This is a genomic window from Coleofasciculus sp. C1-SOL-03, assembly GCF_040220555.1.
Lineage (GTDB): Bacteria > Cyanobacteriota > Cyanobacteriia > Cyanobacteriales > Coleofasciculaceae > Coleofasciculus.
In genome coordinates this window covers 1-15,440 of record NZ_JAVJUO010000173.1, presented here as the reverse complement: position 1 = coordinate 15,440, position 15,440 = coordinate 1, and the positions used below count along the sequence as shown (strand labels likewise).

14 protein-coding genes and 1 pseudogene are annotated in these 15,440 nt (G+C 46.0%); 10 read left to right on the top strand and 5 right to left on the bottom strand.

Features of this window, described 5'->3' with window-relative positions; translation table 11 throughout:
- Positions 1-132 precede the first annotated feature (132 nt).
- The 3 genes and pseudogenes from RIE73_RS27805 (at position 133) to RIE73_RS27795 (ending at position 4,488) form a co-directional block, all read left to right on the top strand.
- Complete coding sequence (locus RIE73_RS27805) at positions 133-1,092, top strand: DUF3131 domain-containing protein (protein WP_446404260.1); 960 nt, start codon at positions 133-135, stop codon at positions 1,090-1,092.
- Positions 1,093-1,499: 407 nt separating this feature from the next.
- Positions 1,500-3,901, top strand: a pseudogene (locus RIE73_RS27800) (glycosyltransferase family 2 protein).
- Positions 3,902-4,161: 260 nt separating this feature from the next.
- A complete protein-coding gene (locus RIE73_RS27795) occupies positions 4,162-4,488 on the top strand; it encodes an STAS domain-containing protein (RefSeq protein WP_446404259.1) in 327 nt (108 codons plus the stop codon).
- Between the two features lie 622 nt (positions 4,489-5,110).
- On the opposite strand, the gene RIE73_RS27790 is transcribed toward RIE73_RS27795, so the two are convergent.
- Both RIE73_RS27790 and RIE73_RS27785 read right to left on the bottom strand, forming a co-directional pair.
- Positions 5,111-6,067, bottom strand: a complete 957-nt coding sequence (locus RIE73_RS27790; protein ID WP_446404258.1) for an endonuclease/exonuclease/phosphatase family protein — start codon at positions 6,065-6,067, stop codon at positions 5,111-5,113.
- 112 nt (positions 6,068-6,179) lie between these two features.
- A complete protein-coding gene (locus tag RIE73_RS27785; protein ID WP_446404257.1) occupies positions 6,180-7,328 on the bottom strand; it encodes a SpoIID/LytB domain-containing protein in 1,149 nt (382 codons plus the stop codon).
- A 179-nt stretch (positions 7,329-7,507) separates the two neighbouring features.
- Between RIE73_RS27785 and RIE73_RS27780 the strand changes: the two genes are divergently transcribed.
- From RIE73_RS27780 to tumA, 7 genes are all read left to right on the top strand, one after another.
- Positions 7,508-8,299, top strand: a complete 792-nt coding sequence (locus RIE73_RS27780) for a DUF389 domain-containing protein (protein ID WP_446404256.1) — start codon at positions 7,508-7,510, stop codon at positions 8,297-8,299.
- A 14-nt stretch (positions 8,300-8,313) separates the two neighbouring features.
- A complete protein-coding gene (locus tag RIE73_RS27775; protein ID WP_446404255.1) occupies positions 8,314-8,889 on the top strand; it encodes a DUF421 domain-containing protein in 576 nt (191 codons plus the stop codon).
- Positions 8,876-9,037, top strand: coding sequence for a hypothetical protein (locus RIE73_RS27770; protein WP_446404254.1), 162 nt, complete (start codon positions 8,876-8,878; stop codon positions 9,035-9,037). Before RIE73_RS27775 ends, RIE73_RS27770 begins: the two co-directional genes overlap by 14 nt.
- A 211-nt stretch (positions 9,038-9,248) precedes the next feature.
- On the top strand, positions 9,249-10,208 hold the full coding sequence (locus RIE73_RS27765) for a ribonuclease Z (protein WP_446404253.1): 960 nt from the start codon (positions 9,249-9,251) through the stop codon (positions 10,206-10,208).
- A 183-nt stretch (positions 10,209-10,391) separates the two neighbouring features.
- On the top strand, positions 10,392-10,481 hold the full coding sequence (locus tag RIE73_RS27760; RefSeq protein ID WP_446404252.1) for a ribbon-helix-helix domain-containing protein: 90 nt from the start codon (positions 10,392-10,394) through the stop codon (positions 10,479-10,481).
- A 9-nt stretch (positions 10,482-10,490) separates the two neighbouring features.
- Entirely contained in the window at positions 10,491-10,646 is a 156-nt protein-coding gene (locus RIE73_RS27755) for a hypothetical protein (RefSeq protein ID WP_446404251.1), read from the top strand.
- 181 nt (positions 10,647-10,827) lie between these two features.
- Positions 10,828-11,070 carry an antitoxin TumA gene (tumA, locus tag RIE73_RS27750; protein WP_446404250.1) on the top strand — a complete coding sequence of 81 codons (243 nt, stop codon included), beginning with the start codon at positions 10,828-10,830 and terminating at the stop codon, positions 11,068-11,070.
- A gap of 370 nt (positions 11,071-11,440) precedes the next feature.
- Here tumA and RIE73_RS27745 read toward each other — a convergent pair whose 3' ends face one another.
- The 3 genes from RIE73_RS27745 to RIE73_RS27735 form a co-directional block, all read right to left on the bottom strand.
- Positions 11,441-12,553, bottom strand: a complete 1,113-nt coding sequence (locus RIE73_RS27745; protein WP_446404249.1) for a matrixin family metalloprotease — start codon at positions 12,551-12,553, stop codon at positions 11,441-11,443.
- Between the two features lie 230 nt (positions 12,554-12,783).
- The gene (locus tag RIE73_RS27740; protein WP_446404248.1) at positions 12,784-13,785 is read right to left on the bottom strand and encodes an adenosine kinase; all 1,002 of its coding nucleotides are present in this window, start codon (positions 13,783-13,785) and stop codon (positions 12,784-12,786) included.
- Positions 13,786-14,498: 713 nt separating this feature from the next.
- Positions 14,499-15,125: a DUF2459 domain-containing protein gene (locus RIE73_RS27735; RefSeq protein WP_446404247.1), complete on the bottom strand. Its 627-nt coding sequence runs from the start codon at positions 15,123-15,125 to the stop codon at positions 14,499-14,501.
- Between the last annotated feature and the right edge of the window lie 315 nt (positions 15,126-15,440).

The following is a 15,440-nucleotide window of genomic DNA, read 5'->3' as shown; positions in this document are numbered from 1 at the left end:
GGTGGTGATGGATTTCGGATGGACAGGGACATTAACGGCGCCCGTGGGATTTTCCTACGGGCTTTGGGAGATATCCCCTCTCTAAGAGCTTGTCTTTTAGAGTGCATTGTTAGCATAAGTTAGCAAAATTATATCGGTACAGGTTGGTCGGCGTTGGATTTGGGACGACTATTGGCGGCGTTGTATCAGTTGAAAACGTGTCATCCAGAATACACTGACGTTGTGGATCATCTGGTGTTGGATTGGTCTTATTCTCAAGTTATCCGGGATGGGATTCTCTATAGCGCCAAGGTGACACAGGATAACAATGGACGACTGCGAACCCATGTCACGCCCGAAACCCGCCTCGGCTATGTAGACTATGCAGCGCGGGCATTTCAACTCTGGGGGTTCAACGTTACCCAGTCTCCGGATAGCCAGAACTATCCGACAACCCTGGTTGAGGGGGTTTCCGTACCCTTAGCCAGCCCAGACTCCTCCACGGTTAGTAATCCCTTTCTCCTCTACGGCTTAGAATTTGGCTTTGATCCTTCTATGATGACGTTGGTGCAACCGCTTCTGCAAGCCCAAGCCCAACGCTATCGTCGCACAGGTACCGTCACAGGGGCGGCGACTACCCTATTGGATCAACCGCCCTATATTGTCAATAGCACGATTATTGGCAAGGGCAAACCCTGGGCAACTCTGGATGATCAGGGAAACTCGGTTCCCGACAATCGCACGGTGAGTACAGCCGTTGGCTTTGGCTTTCATGCCCTATTCCCGAACCATGACTATACTCAGCAGCTATGGGAGGCAATCCGCGATCGCTATAATTCCCAATCTGGTTACTATGAGGGATTCTATGAGAAAACCGGGGAAACTGCCAAGGGATTGAGTGGCAGTACCAACAGTCTGATCTTGCAATCCCTACTCTACACCGCCACCGATCAGCAACCCCTGATTCGCCCCCAAACCGCCCTGAATTCTCCCTGGTGGCAAGCGGTAGAAACGGGAGATTCCGGTCAAGGATTGCCGACGACGGTTCAGCAAACCGCCCAGTTAATCACGGGAACAGCGAGAACCTACTGGCGTTCCACATTAGGATTTTGAAACGTCATGATAAGTAGCTGGACACAATTAAAGTTAACTGTTGAAATCGTCATTTGTCATTTGTCATTTGTCATTTGTCATTTGTCATTTGTCATTCGTCCTACTCGCTTCGCGAGAAGCAAGCTATGTAAGGGTTTGAGATCTGTTTACCAAACTTAATAAACTGTTGTTTTCTTTTGTCCAACTACTTATCAAGTTCACCTAATCCTAACTCGAATGGCACTGACTTTAGAGTTTGTAGTAAGCGCTTTAGCGCTTCTGGCACGCTTCGTGCCTACTACGAACCCAGCTTAAGTCAGCGACATTCACTCTAAGTTAATTATCTCCTGCCTCCTGCCTCCTGCCTCCTGCCTTCTGCCTTCTACCTCCTGCCTTCTACCTCCTGCCTTCTACCTTCTAAAATCACCATGACCACCTCTATTTCACTTCTAGAAAACTCCTCTGTTTTTTTAAGCAACATTCGCTCCCGCCTCAAAGAACGAACCTTACTATTTCGCTATTTAGCCGAAATCAACTTAATTTTTGGTGCTTGGTATCTCCACTGGCGAATTACTCATTCAATTAATACCAATGCGCTGTGGCTATCCATTCCCCTACTCCTCGCCGAAATTTACTGTTACGTAGGCGGCGTCATGTTTTTACTGGGATTATGGCGACCCATCGTTTACAAAGTCCGCTCATTGTGGCAACTCAGCCCACCCTTACCCCCAGCAGAATTTCCCACGGTGGATGTGTTTATTACCTGCTACAACGAACCCCCGGAATTAGTTGAAACAACCACACGCGCTGCCTTAGCCCTCCATTATCTCCTCACCAAACTATCGGTTTACGTTCTCGATGATGGCAATTCCCCCGACTTGCGAGCCATGACCGAAAAACTCGGATTAGAGGACTTACAATCGCCCATGTTGCAACAAGAAGCCGAGCGGATTAATACGAGCGTTCCGAGTTAGAAAATCGGCGTCAGCAACTGAAAAATTTAGCCCGAGAAATTTCCCAAGCCGAGCAATTTTTGGAATCCTTCCAACTTACCGTCACTACCGACTTTAATGCCTTATCTCAAGTTTTATCCTGGTTTGAGCAATTACGCCAACCCAGAATTCCTAACTCCGTCTGGTTAGAATGTCAAACCGTACTCGCGGAAGGATTTGATAACGCCATTTCCCACGCCCATAAAAACTTGCCCCCAGAAACGCCAATTACGCTGGAAGTCTCTATTTTTACCCAATCCATAGAGATGCGAATTTGGGATAAAGGAATCGCCTTTGATTTAGAGGGTCATGTACTCAATAACCCGAATCCAGTCGAGGAAACCGCAGAACGGGGGCGTGGCGTCAATATTATGCATCAAGTGGCGGATTATTTGAGTTATACGCGCACCTTAGATAATCGCAACTGTTTGCTCATGATTAAAACCTATTCTCCCCTGTCTGAGGTTGAGCAAGATTGTCCCTCCTATACCGTTACCAGTCATCTCAAAAGTCTGCGGAATTGGCTGCGCGTCTTACATCCCACATCCCCCAACTTGAGCAGTAATTTAGCCTCTGAAATTAGAACCGTCGAAAAAGCGATTTACCAAAAAGAATTAGAACTCAGTAACTTAGTTCGCTGTCGTTACATTGCGCGTCCTAAACCCAAAGACAAACCCCACCATGCCAAAGCGGGTAATATAAACTACGCGATGTTTTCCGGCGAAACCTCTGGCGATTTTATCCTCACCCTAGATGCGGATCACATTCCCAAACCCCAATTCTTACAACGAGTTCTGCCCTACTTTTACACCTACAACCTCAATACTGGGAAATATGAAAGCAATCAAATCGCCTTTGTCCAAACCCCCCAAGCCTTCTATAATATCCCTCCTGGAGACCCCTTTGGACATCAAGCCCACTTATTCTACGGACCCATTCAACAGGCAAAAGATGGTATGAATTCGGCGTTTTACACCGGAACCAATGCCGTGTTAAGACGCGAGGCATTAATTAGTGTCGGCTTGCAAAACTTTGCCGATGAATTCGCCGTGGATCAAAAACGGTTAGCCGAATTTGACTTAGTCGGTGGTGTCTCCAGTAACAGCATTACCGAAGACATGAATACCGCCATGCGCCTCCATGCAGCGGGGTGGAAATCTGCCTATCACCATGAAGAATTAGCGACAGGATTAGCCCCCGATCACTTAAGTTCTACGCTCAAACAAAAGCTACACTGGGCGCAGGGAACCCTCCAGGTTCTCCTGCGAGAAAATCCCTTCAGTAAACCGGGGTTAACCTTTTGGCAACAGTTACACTATTTTCAAACCATGTACAGCTATTTCTCTGGCTTTGCTACGGTTGTCTTTCTCATCTGTCCGATTGTTTATTTCTTCACCGGGATTATTCCGGTGCAAGCTTATGGAGATGAGTTTGCCATCTACTTCATTCCCGCCTTTGTTCTCAACCGTTTAACCTTTATCGCCGCAAGTTGAGGGATTCCCGCCCGGGAACTGTGGCGTTCGGAGCAATACGCGATCGCCTTATTTCCCCTCTTTATCCAAGCGGTTTGGAGTGTCTTCACGGGACGCCCGATCAAGTTCCAAGTTACGCCCAAGCAGCGTCAATCTGGGATGTATCTTCGGTTAGTTTTACCCCAGTTAACGATAGTTATCCTCACGATTTTGGGAATACTATGGTGTCTGTATCGATTAGCAATGGGAGAGTTAGAGAATCCTGGACTTTATCTTATCAATGGGCTTTGGGCAGTTTATAGTTTGTCCCTGTTATGGGTAATTATTCGAGCCGCCGTCTGGCAACCCAAAGCTAGCCGTAACTAGGTTGAATAGCACTGAAATAAGATAGGTTCGTAGTCGGCACTTTAGTGCCTTAAGCGCTAAAGCGCTTACTACAAACGCTTAAGTCAGTGACATTCTAACTAGGTTATCAATGATCAGTTTCACTACTATCGTTTGAAATGGTGCGTTACGCTACCCTGCGGGAACGCTTCGCGAACGCTAACGCACCCTACATCCGCCCTGTCTAAATGACAAATGACCAATCACAAAGTAAATTTATTCACAACAAAGGAGTCATGCAAATGAGTAAAACCATTAAAGTTGTTCAACCTGCTGGTATCTTAGACGGTGTAAGCGTCAATCAACTTCGGCGTGAAGTCAATGATGTTGTTGAAAGTGGTGCGAATATTGTCTTGGTTGACTTTCAGGAGGTCACGTTTATGAATAGTACAGGCTTAGGGGCTTTAGTTGCCACGCTAAAAACAGTTCAGGCGGCTGGCGGTCAACTGTTTATCTGCTCCCTTTGTGACCAAGTTAAGATGATTTTTGAACTGACAAAAATGAATCGCGTGTTTAAAAGTTTTGCCAATCGAGAGGATTTTGAGCGTCAGATTGCTCCTGTACGTTAATTAATTGACAGGCAAATCCAAATGTAGGGGCGGGTTTAGGAATTCAAGTAACGGAGAAATCACTACATTTCATCCAAAACCCGCCCTGCCAAAATATTGAACCCAACCAATAAATTCGTGCCGACTACGAACCCATTGTTGAGAGCGGATTTTGTTGTTCATTAAGTGCAATAGTTTAGTATTACCTACCAGTCAATCCAAATGTAGGGGCGGGTTTAGGAACTCAAGTAACGGAGAAATCACTACATTTCATCCAAAACCCGCCCTGCCAAAATATTGAACCCAACCAATAAATTCCTGCCGACTACGAACCCATTGTTTTTGTAGTAGGCTGGTGGCATTATTGCACAAGAATAGGGCGGATTGTGTTGTCCATTTATTGGTGGAAAGGGCGTTTTTTTTGTCCATTTATTGGTGAGGTAGGGCGGGTTTTGTTTTTCAGTTAGTTCTGAGTAGCCGATTTTAGTCCCTAAACCCGCCCCTACAAATTGTTCCTACACCCACCCCTACAATTGTCCCTAAACCCGCCCCTACAAATTGTTCCTACATCCACCCCTACAATTGTCCCTAAACCCGCCCCTACAAATTGTTCCTACATCCACCCCTACAAATAACGTCTCTACTAATTATCAGGAATGATCACATCTGTGATTATAGCTAAATGATCAGAACCTACATAATTACCCGTTTTACTATTAAAAACTGAAACATCTGAACTGACTAAACAATGATCAATCGGAATCGAAAACCCAGGGATTCCCGCCGGAAAGGTTGGTAAAAGCCCAAATCCTGCCCTGGCATTCCGCAGTCCAGAATAATGAATGGCTTTTTTATAATAAGGTGACCATAGGGTTATATTCAAATCACCCATTAAAATAACGGGTGTTTTGAGGTGTTTGACATAACGCCCAATTCCTGCTTCTAGATGTTGATTGCGCCACTTGAACCCATCTTGATCAAACATTAATGGCTGCATCGTATGACTGATAATTAGAGAGACTTTTTTACCCCCAATCGTTAAATCCGCTAAGAGATTGCCGCGATTGTGTCCGTAACGCTGAATCGAATAATTTTCTAAGGGAATATTACTATAGAGTTCCATCTCAAGTATCTTGGCGCTGATATGATAAGGGAAACTTTTGGCTAAAACCTGCAACTTCTCTGACCAGATCACATTAGCTTCTAAAAAAGCCGCGATCGCAGGTTTTTCTTGCTCAACTAAAGCAATCACCTGGTCATACTGCTGATTGGACGCCAAGACATTCAGGGATAACAGTCGCAAGGGTTGACCGGAAGCAACATTTCCTTGGGGAATATACCATGGCAAAATTTCTACCAGATTAATTAAAACACAAGCTAAACTGACAATTAGCCAGATTCGCTGTTGTGTTAGAGTAAAAAAAATGCATAGAAATAACCCTAAAATGAAATATTGAATTTTAAAATTAGACGTTATATCTAAAAATACATTGAATTGACCCAAATAACCGGTGATAGACAAGACAATGATACTAACCGTTAGTCCCCTAAAAAAATAGACAGATCCAGCTTTGAGTTGAGCTAATAAGTGAATAGGCATAAATAGCATTATACACCCAAATAAACAATCGTAGGGGCTTGGTAACCAAGACCCTCAAACCTGGGTGACTGGGTTACCAACCCCCTAAAACCCGCAATTGTCTGTTCTGAAATTACGGAAGCTGAGAAATCATTGCCTGTTGATAATAATGACTCAAAATCTGTTGATAGTTAACACCCTGTTGCGCTAAATTATGCGCCCCCCATTGACTTAAACCTAATCCGTGACCATAGCCGCGACCACTGACTTGAAAACTTCCCCCCATGTTACTCACCGTAAACAGGGTGCTTTTTAGTCCCAGCGCCTTACGCATCGTATTGCCACTAACCCGCTTACTCCCGCCTGTTCCTTTGACTCGCATGGTGACAATCCGCCCATGGGGAGTTGTCCGTTCTGGCGTCATCGAGGTGACGCGCCCAACTCCACCAATCCGGCGTCCCAATTCGCTACCGGAAAAGGTTTGAGTCCATTGATAGACAGGCGATCCCACATCATAATCAGGAACTCCTCGCAGATACGCTAAGGGTTTACTCCAAATATCTTCCACATTTTCTGTGTGTCCACCCGACGAGGAATGGAAAACGGATAGAATCACATCACCGCCGTAGGTCAAAATCTGTCCGGCTGTGGCGTTGACAGCAGTATGAGTGCTTTCGGCTTCAGTGTCCATTCCCTTGTAAACTTGCCACTTGACCGTATCACCCACATCGTAGATGCTATTCCCTGATTCAGCTCGTTTATAGAGGGCGTAGGTACGAGCCGCAACCGCTTGGGCTTTGAGGGCTTCTTGGGGCCAACTCGGACTCATTTCTGAGCCAATCACGCTGTAGAGATATTGCTCAAAGTCCACATGATTAACCGCCGTTAATCGCCCCCCCGTCGCCACTAATCGAGTCCGCCCTCGATACCAGCGATCGCCTATCCAAACTAAACCATCTTCAGTGGGTTCAATCCATAGTGATCCCGAACTCCAACGCCCTAAACGAACCCCACTTCCTCCAGATTGGGCGTCAAAACCATTCATCGGCGCCAGTTCTCCCACAGGTTGACCCGCGCTATCGCGAACAATGGCTTTGGTTGAACTTCCCACCTTAACCCGACTGACGCCCTCTTCAATCGCCACCCGTAATTCCGTTAGGGCTTGGGCGGGACTGACTAAAATCATCCACAATAAAAAAGAGAGCCACCAATGACGCCCTCCAGAGCGAATCATTAACTTGAGCATATTTACCACAGTGAAGAGAAAACGTCTAGATGTCATCTGTAAAACTTCCTCATCCGAAGACTACTCTCGGTTTCATAATTAACAGAGATGGAATTGCCAATCTTGGTTGTCGCTAGATTATTCCGTTCCCGATACTGGAACCAAGAATCCGCACGCTGATTTTTGCTCTGGCTAAGATTGCATCCCTGAAAAAGATTGACAGGCATATTTTTAACATGTTTCTTGTTGATCGGCTAGTGCGGGGCGATCCCAGCGGTATAATCTCCTGTCGGGAAAATCTCTCCCATCCCATTTCCTATTGCCTAGAGTCCTATTCCCGATTTCCTGTTCCCTATTTTTTAATCATGGACAAACCAAACGAGTTGATTCAAACTCCCCAGCCCCCTCTGGTTGAACCCAAGATTCTCCAGCAACTCTCGGAAGAGGTGGTACTTTCACCCTCTTATTTGGTGTTAATGGGCATGGCGGGCATTTTATCCGCCATTGCCTTGTTGACCAATTCGATTCCAATTCTGATTGGTTCGATGATTATTGCCCCCGCATTTCTGCCCTTATCCCTAGTTGCCTTTGCCCTAGTTGCAGGTCAACCCAGGCTGGCGCTACGGGGTTTCATTGTGGCTGTAGTTGGGCTATTCGTGGCGACAATTTCAGCCATGGCGACGGTATGGGTGTTCAACACCAGCGAAATTCTGCCTTCTCATGACAATCTCCTGAATAAACCCCTATTGGAAGAACGGGTAGAACCGGGTTGGTATAGTGTTGTGGTCGCTTTAGCGGCGGGTGTGGCTGGAACCATTGCTTTAGTGAAACAGAAAGTGGATACATTAGTGGGAACCGTGGCGGCTTTAGCATTAGTCCCGGCTGCAGCGGCGGCGGCGATCGCGTTTATGTCCCATGATCCGCTTCGGGGGGTTGGTGGCTTGGAGTTGCTGGCGATTAATGTTGGGTTAATTATCTTGGCAGGTATGATTACGGTGCTGATGATCGGATCTGAGCCGTCAAGTTAACGTCAGGGATTAAGATGATGCAGGCACTTGGGGATACAATTAGCTGGGCATTGGGACTCGAAGCCCCAACGCTCAATGTGTGGCAGATGGGATTACGGGCAGCAATTATCTATGGGGCGGCGCTGATCATGGTGCGGGTGATTGGCGATCGCCGCTTTATTGGCAAACATGCAGCGATGGATGTGCTGTTGGGTGTGATTCTGGGGTCTACCTTGAGTCGGGCGATTAATGGGGCTGCGCCCTATTTTCCCACATTAGGCGCAGCGTTAGTATTAGTGGGAATGCATGGGTTAGTGTCAGCACTGGCGTTTCATGTTGAGCGCTTTGATGTTTGGGTCAAGGGTAAGCCTCGGACATTAATTCGCGAGGGTCAAGTGAATCGCAAGGCGATGCGAAAAAGTCATATTAGTGACAGAGATTTAGAGTCATCGTTGCGTCTCAAGGGAAAAATCACTGAACCCATGCAGGTGGAAATCGCTCGTCTAGAAAGTAATGGTGAAATCAGTATCATGCCCAAACCTAAGCCACCGAGGGTGATCGAGGTGTCTGTGGAAGCAGGTGTGCAAACGGTGCGAATTGAGGTGGATTGAGCGCAGGGAAGCTGGGGGAGATGGGGGAGATAGGGGAGATGGGGGAGATGGGGGAGATGAGGGAGATGAGGGAGATGGGGGAGATAGGGAGGTTTTTCTCCCTTGTCTACTTTCCTTCCTTGTCCTCTTTGTCTTGTCCCCACCCTAAAATAAAAAACCTACACCTGTAAGAATTCTGTAGGGGCGGGTTTCACTACTATCTTTTTGGTTGCACCCAGATGTAATTAAACCCGCCCCGACCTCACCGTTCAATTATCGCAAAGGACCAATGACCAATGACCAATGACCAATGACCAACGCAAAACTGTAACATGAATAGGGGAGTCTGTTTTCCCGACTAAGGTTCAAGGATCAAGTCTGTGCAAATTACATTTTTAGGAACCAGTTCCGGAGTACCCACGCGATCGCGCAATGTATCCAGTGTGACGTTGCGTCTACCTCAACGGGCAGAGTTTTGGCTGTTTGACTGTGGTGAAGGCACTCAGCATCAGCTTTTACGCAGTGAACTCAAAACCAGTCAACTTCGCCGTATTTTTATCACCCATTTGCACGGGGATCATATCTTTGGCTTAATGGGGCTATTGGCTAGCTGTGGGTTAGCGGGTAATGTTGATCGGGTTGATATTTATGGTCCGCCCGGTCTTAATGATTACTTAAAAGCTTGCAGCAAATACTCTCATACTCGTTTTTCATTCCCTACTCAGGTACACACCGTTAGCCCCGGCATTATTTACGAGGATGAGGAATATACGGTAATCTGTGGAGCGCTTAAGCATCGTGTGACGGCGTTTGGATATCGCGTGGTTGAAAAAGATCGTCCGGGACGGTTTGATGTGGAAAAAGCGAAGGCATTGAAGATTCCACCCGGACCAATTTATGGCAAACTTAAACGGGGAGAAACCGTCACCCTAGACGATGGGCGTAAAATTCAGGGCAAAGACTTGTGTGGGGAACCCGAAATTGGGCGTAAGTTTGTTTACTGTACGGATACGGTCTATTGTGATGGAGCGGTAGACCTTGCCCAGGATGCTGATGTGTTGATTCATGAAGCAACGTTTGCTCATCAAGATTCCCAACTGGCATTTGAACGGTTACATTCCACATCAACGATGGCGGCGCAAGTGGCATTAAGTGCTGGCGTTAAGCAGTTAATTATGACCCATTTTAGCCCGCGTTATGCCCCCGGAAATGACATTGGGTTAGAGGATTTACTGGCGGAAGCTCAAGCGATTTTTCCCAAAACAAAATTGGCGTATGATTTCTTCAGTTACGAAATACCCCGGCGTCGTGTCCCAGAGTTAGTGGTAGAGGGGAGATGAGGGGTGTGTAAGCTCAAGGGGTGGGTAAGATAGCTAAAAAAAAGGAGACAGGGTGTAGGGTATGGTGTGTGGGGTGTCGGGTGTTGGGTGTGGGTAAATTCAGGAGGTTTACAATCAGGCGTGGGAGTTGGAAGAGAAGATTGCAGAGAATGTGGCGTAGTTATTGAACTTGTAGGAGGAACCATGAATATTAGTTTAAAACCGGAACATGAAGAATTCATTAAATCTCAAGTGCTGAGTGGGAGATTTGCCAATCACGAGGAAATAGAGTAAATAATTGATATGGCTTTTCGCTTGTTAAAAAAGCTTCAGGGTGAGTATGAACAATGGATAGAGGAAACGCGGAATAAGATTGATGTAGGGATTGCAGAACTTGATCGAGGGGAAGGATTAGATGGGGACGCTGTTGTCGCGGGGATTTTAGAGAGATTTAAATAAGCACGTCAAGAGATAGAATGAGTCGTTATCTGATTTCACCTTCTGCAAGTCGAGATCTGAATGCTATTGCTGACTATTTATTGACTAGGAATGTGGACGCTGGAGACAAGCTTTATGAGCTATTAAAACTGATATTTTAGCAAAGTCAGTACAGAAGATTCAGTTTAACTTAGGAGGGGGAATGCGAAAAGAACGAGTGCAATATACGTCGCCTTTGGATGCACTGATAGCCGTAACCAAGCGACTCAGTTTGTATGAAAATCAGCAAAATATGAAATCTGAGGATTTTTTTGATCGCTATAGCAAAGGTCAACTCTCAGATGAGGCAGTTTTTATTGAGTGGGCGAATGATTATCGCCACTATTTAGGGTTACGCCAGGACTTAGAAAAGCAGTTGCTTTCATGTTGCATAAAGCTCTGGTAGACTATCTAGAAAATGTAGAACAAACACTTATAGCGTTGGAGGATGCTTATGTCGAACGCTATATCATAAACATTTACCAGATCAGGTAATTGCTAGCCAAAAGCCAGATATCTATCAGGTTTTACAGGAGGCGGTTAATGTATAAAAACACGGGTTTAGTGAACTGCATGGTAGAAACACAACAAGAGCTTTCCTAAGAGGCAATCATCATTCTTTCATAAGAATATAGGTATCTCGTCCTTGAAATAGTGCAACCCCCACTAAATTACAGCGAATATAGTAGGGGAAAAGGTTGAAGTTAAAACGTATTTAAATTGGTTATTTCCTGTTGCCTTCCTTGGTAGGTATCCCAATCTAAATGCTGAACAGCCTACCACATCATCACGGCTGTTTCTCCGGCGCGATCGCTATAGTAGAGGCGGATACGTAACACATATCGACGCCCCCGAAATAACCTGACCTGAATCTCGGCATTATAGTCCTCGCCACTATCGTCATCCCCGGTAAGATAACGGAGTTCACCATTAACCTCTTCAAATAGCACCATAACTGTATCCGATATACCAAAGGTGCGAATCGTATAGGATCGTGTCGCATCAGGTTCGATACGGAAGTTCATTTGTTCCCCAGGTGTGAGGGTTAAGGGAACCGATTGAAAGGGTTTTAGTTCGGTGTAATCTTTCTCTTCTAAGAGTGGGTAAAACTGCTTGACCCAAGTTTTATCCCGTTCTGATAACCCAGGTGCTGGAGTTAAACCATTCCGATATTTTGGTGGTGCTTGAATTAAACCCGCGCCAAAGGGATAGTGCATAATTGAGTTGGGGTCCCAGTTTGACCCTTGTACCGTATCCGGGTTAATTTTACGAATGATATTGTAATACGTGGTTTCCCGATCCCAATTATTCGGAGGTTCTGCGAGTGCAGCGTAAACGGCTTCTTCATCCCACACAATTCCAGCATTAGGGTTTTGGTGTTCGTGGGGAAATCCTAGAGTATGACCAATCTCATGCACGGCGGTGTCAATTTCTCCAGGATAGCGGGTTAAATCCCAACCAAAATTCATGGTTCGCTCATCTCGCCCAATATTGAGAACATCTCTGCCAACATAAGACCAAGCGCCATCTCCACGCTGGAAGCCAATCCGGATTTCGGCTTCGTCTGGTGAGTTCACTTCCTTGAATTCCAGTCCAATACCCACCTGCTTCCAGACATCAAAGGCTTTACGGACAACATTTTTTTCGGTCTCAGTCGTTGTCCAATAGGTTGGCTGATCGAAGAAATAGTAATGTAAGATTGTGCCGTTCACCCATTTCTTATCCAGAAATTGGATCAGATTGGCACGATTCCGATCAACAATTTCTGACAAGTCACGCGGCGCAACTTCAGGGAGTGAGCAATAGGAATAGTTTCCGCCTTTGTCAGAAGATAGGGATGCCGTTGATTGCGCTTGTTCATTCAACGGGTTTGGATTTGATTGAACCATCAGAGTTCTCCTAATTTAAGTCATTTGTCAAAACACTGATTTCACGGATTTTTTGGGGAGATAGGGGTGGGGAGGTGAGAACTTATTGACACTGATTACACAGAGAATTTAGTTCTCTCATCAAGATAGGATGATTGGGATTTTAAGCGTCATTTGTCATTTGTAAATTCTCTTCCCCATCTTCCCCATCTTCCCCATCTCCCCCATCTCCCCCATCTCCCCTATCTCCCTCATCTCCCTCCGCTCTCCTCTAATAAAGAACGAGTGTCTTGTGTGTCCATGCGGGGACCAAAACTTGTCACCAACTTTGCCGCCGCTTTAGATCCTAACTCTCCAGCTTGAGCATAACTCATCCCATGCGTCAATCCGTAAAGAACCGCGCCAGCATACATATCTCCGGCGCCAACGGTGTCAACTGCTTTAACGGGAACTGGATCAATCTCGATTATCTGTTGTCCATCAAAGATTACCGATCCTTTCGGTCCACGGGTAATCGCAAATCCTTTAGCCAACCCTTTCAAGTAATCAACGGCAACTGTAAGATCTTCTGTGTCTGCCATTTTTAGGGCTTCGCTTTCATTGGCAAAGAGGAAATCCACGCCTGAACCAATGATTTCCAGCAATCCCTCTTTAAAGAACTTCACCATATTCAAGTCAGACAGAGATAGGGAAACCTTTTGACCTGCGGCTTTGGCAAGATCTCTGGCTTGAATCGCCGCCGCTTTGCTAGCAGCACCCGTGACCAAATACCCTTCAATATAGGTATATTTAGACTGAGCGATCGCGTCAGGGACTAATTCCGTTTCTGAGAAACTTGCGGAAATTCCCAGGAACGTATTCATCGTGCGATCGGCATCCGGCGTGACAAACACCAAGCATTTACCTGTAATTCCAGCTTCAGGAGGATGGTATTGCAGGTTAGTCTCTACATTAAAGCGGAGCAAATCCCCCAGGTAAACCTGTCCGTCTTCATCATTGGCGACTTTACAAGAATAGAAGGCTTTACCCCCAAATTGGCTCAGGGCAATCATTGTATTTGCCGCCGATCCCCCACCGCCGCGCTTCATTGACTGACCCTCCAAGTGTTTCAGGATCTTGTGCTGATGATCTTCTTCAATTAACGTCATCACCCCTTTATCAATGCCCAATTCTTGAAGTACCTCTGGGGAAACTTCTAGTTCAATGTCCAGTAAGGCATTACCGAGACCATATACATCGTATTGTTGAGTCATCTTCATTCATGGCTAAATCCCTCGTCCATACTGGGTATGGGTTACGCAGGAAAGCCAAGCTCCTAATTATAGTCCTGTTCAGTCCAACTGCTATCCTATATTGCCATCCTTTACCACTCAAGTGTGAGTCATGAACTTGATTAGGTTGTAGGTTGGGTTGACGCAAGGAAACCCAACGGGATCTAGGGCTAAGGTTCTCTACTACAAGCCGAATCTAATTCATCAAATAAGGTATGCCACGCCAGTAGCGGACTGACACAGCTAAAATTGTGGAATAGATTTTACCATTGAATTGGGCGCAAAGCTTTGCGCCCCTACGGTTTCGGGGCGTAATTCTAATTCGTCAAATAAGGTATGCCACGCCAGTAGTGGACTGACACAGCTAAAATTGTGGAATAGATTTTACCGTTAAAATGGGCGCACATCGGTGCGCCCCTACAATTCTAATCCACCAAATAAGATGGGTCAGCCCAGTAGGTTCTGATAAGTAGTCGGACTCGCATAAAACGGTACTGTATTAAGTGCAAGTAAATCACCCTTAAACCCTTACTGTTCCCTGTTCCCTGTTCCCTGTTCCCTAATCTCAACCGTTAACTTTAATTGTGTCCACCCACTTAGCAGCTACATTGACAGGTTAGGACATTCTTTACTCCTCTCTTGCTCTACGCCAGCCTCAAAAGTGAAGGCACTCTTGATTAAGGCAAAAAGTAAAACTACTTCTCTGAATGCTTTACCTGAAAATTGGGTAAGGTAATAAAGCCTTCAACTTGACAGTCTAATTCTTCTAACCAGTTAACCAATTCGTGATTGCTATTGTGAAATAAACTATAATCTTGCCCATCCTGAACAAAAGCCAGGTTATTACGCGAAGTGACGATGCGCGTATCAATGGTTTGATTGAAGCGTTCATTCAATGATTCTAATAACTGTGCAGCTTGAGTTCTTGCTACCTCAAAACTCAATAGGGTATCCTGCCAGTCAGAACCAAGTTCTTGCTGAAGTTCAGTGATATCGTTCGCTCTTTTTCTGCCGAGGGTGCCGGTGGTGGGAATTAGCAGTGCCGCTAATCCATCGCTTAAATCTTGCTGATTTAGGGCAAAATAATGCCAATCTCCATAAGTATACTGGATCAATCCGCCCTGGCGATCGGGCAAAATGAGACGTGAATGATAGCCGTAATCAATGACATAAACAGTGGTTGGATTAGCGGGGTCAGTTGGGGGGATGATAAACGTAGGAGAACGAATTAAAGCAAAGCCAATAAAGACCAAAGCCAAGACAGACAAAATCACGATAGCCGTATAGCGCGAAAAAATACGGTTTCGCCTGAATAATTCCATGAGTCACAAATAATCCTCTCTCTTGCGAGTACAGGACAAGCCAACCCACCGACTCTGTAGGGGCGGGTTTAGGGACAATTGTAGGGGCGGGTTTAGGGACAATTGTAGGGGCGGGTTTAGGGACAATTGTAGGAGCGGGTTTAGGGACAATTGTAGGAGCGGGTTTAGGGACAATTGTAGGGGCGGGTTTAGGGACAATTGTAGGAGCGGGTTTAGGGACAATTGTAGGGGCGGGTTTAGGGACAATTGTAGGGGCGGGTTTAGGGACAATTGTAGGGGCGGGTTTAGGGACAATTGTAGGGGCGGGTTTAGGGA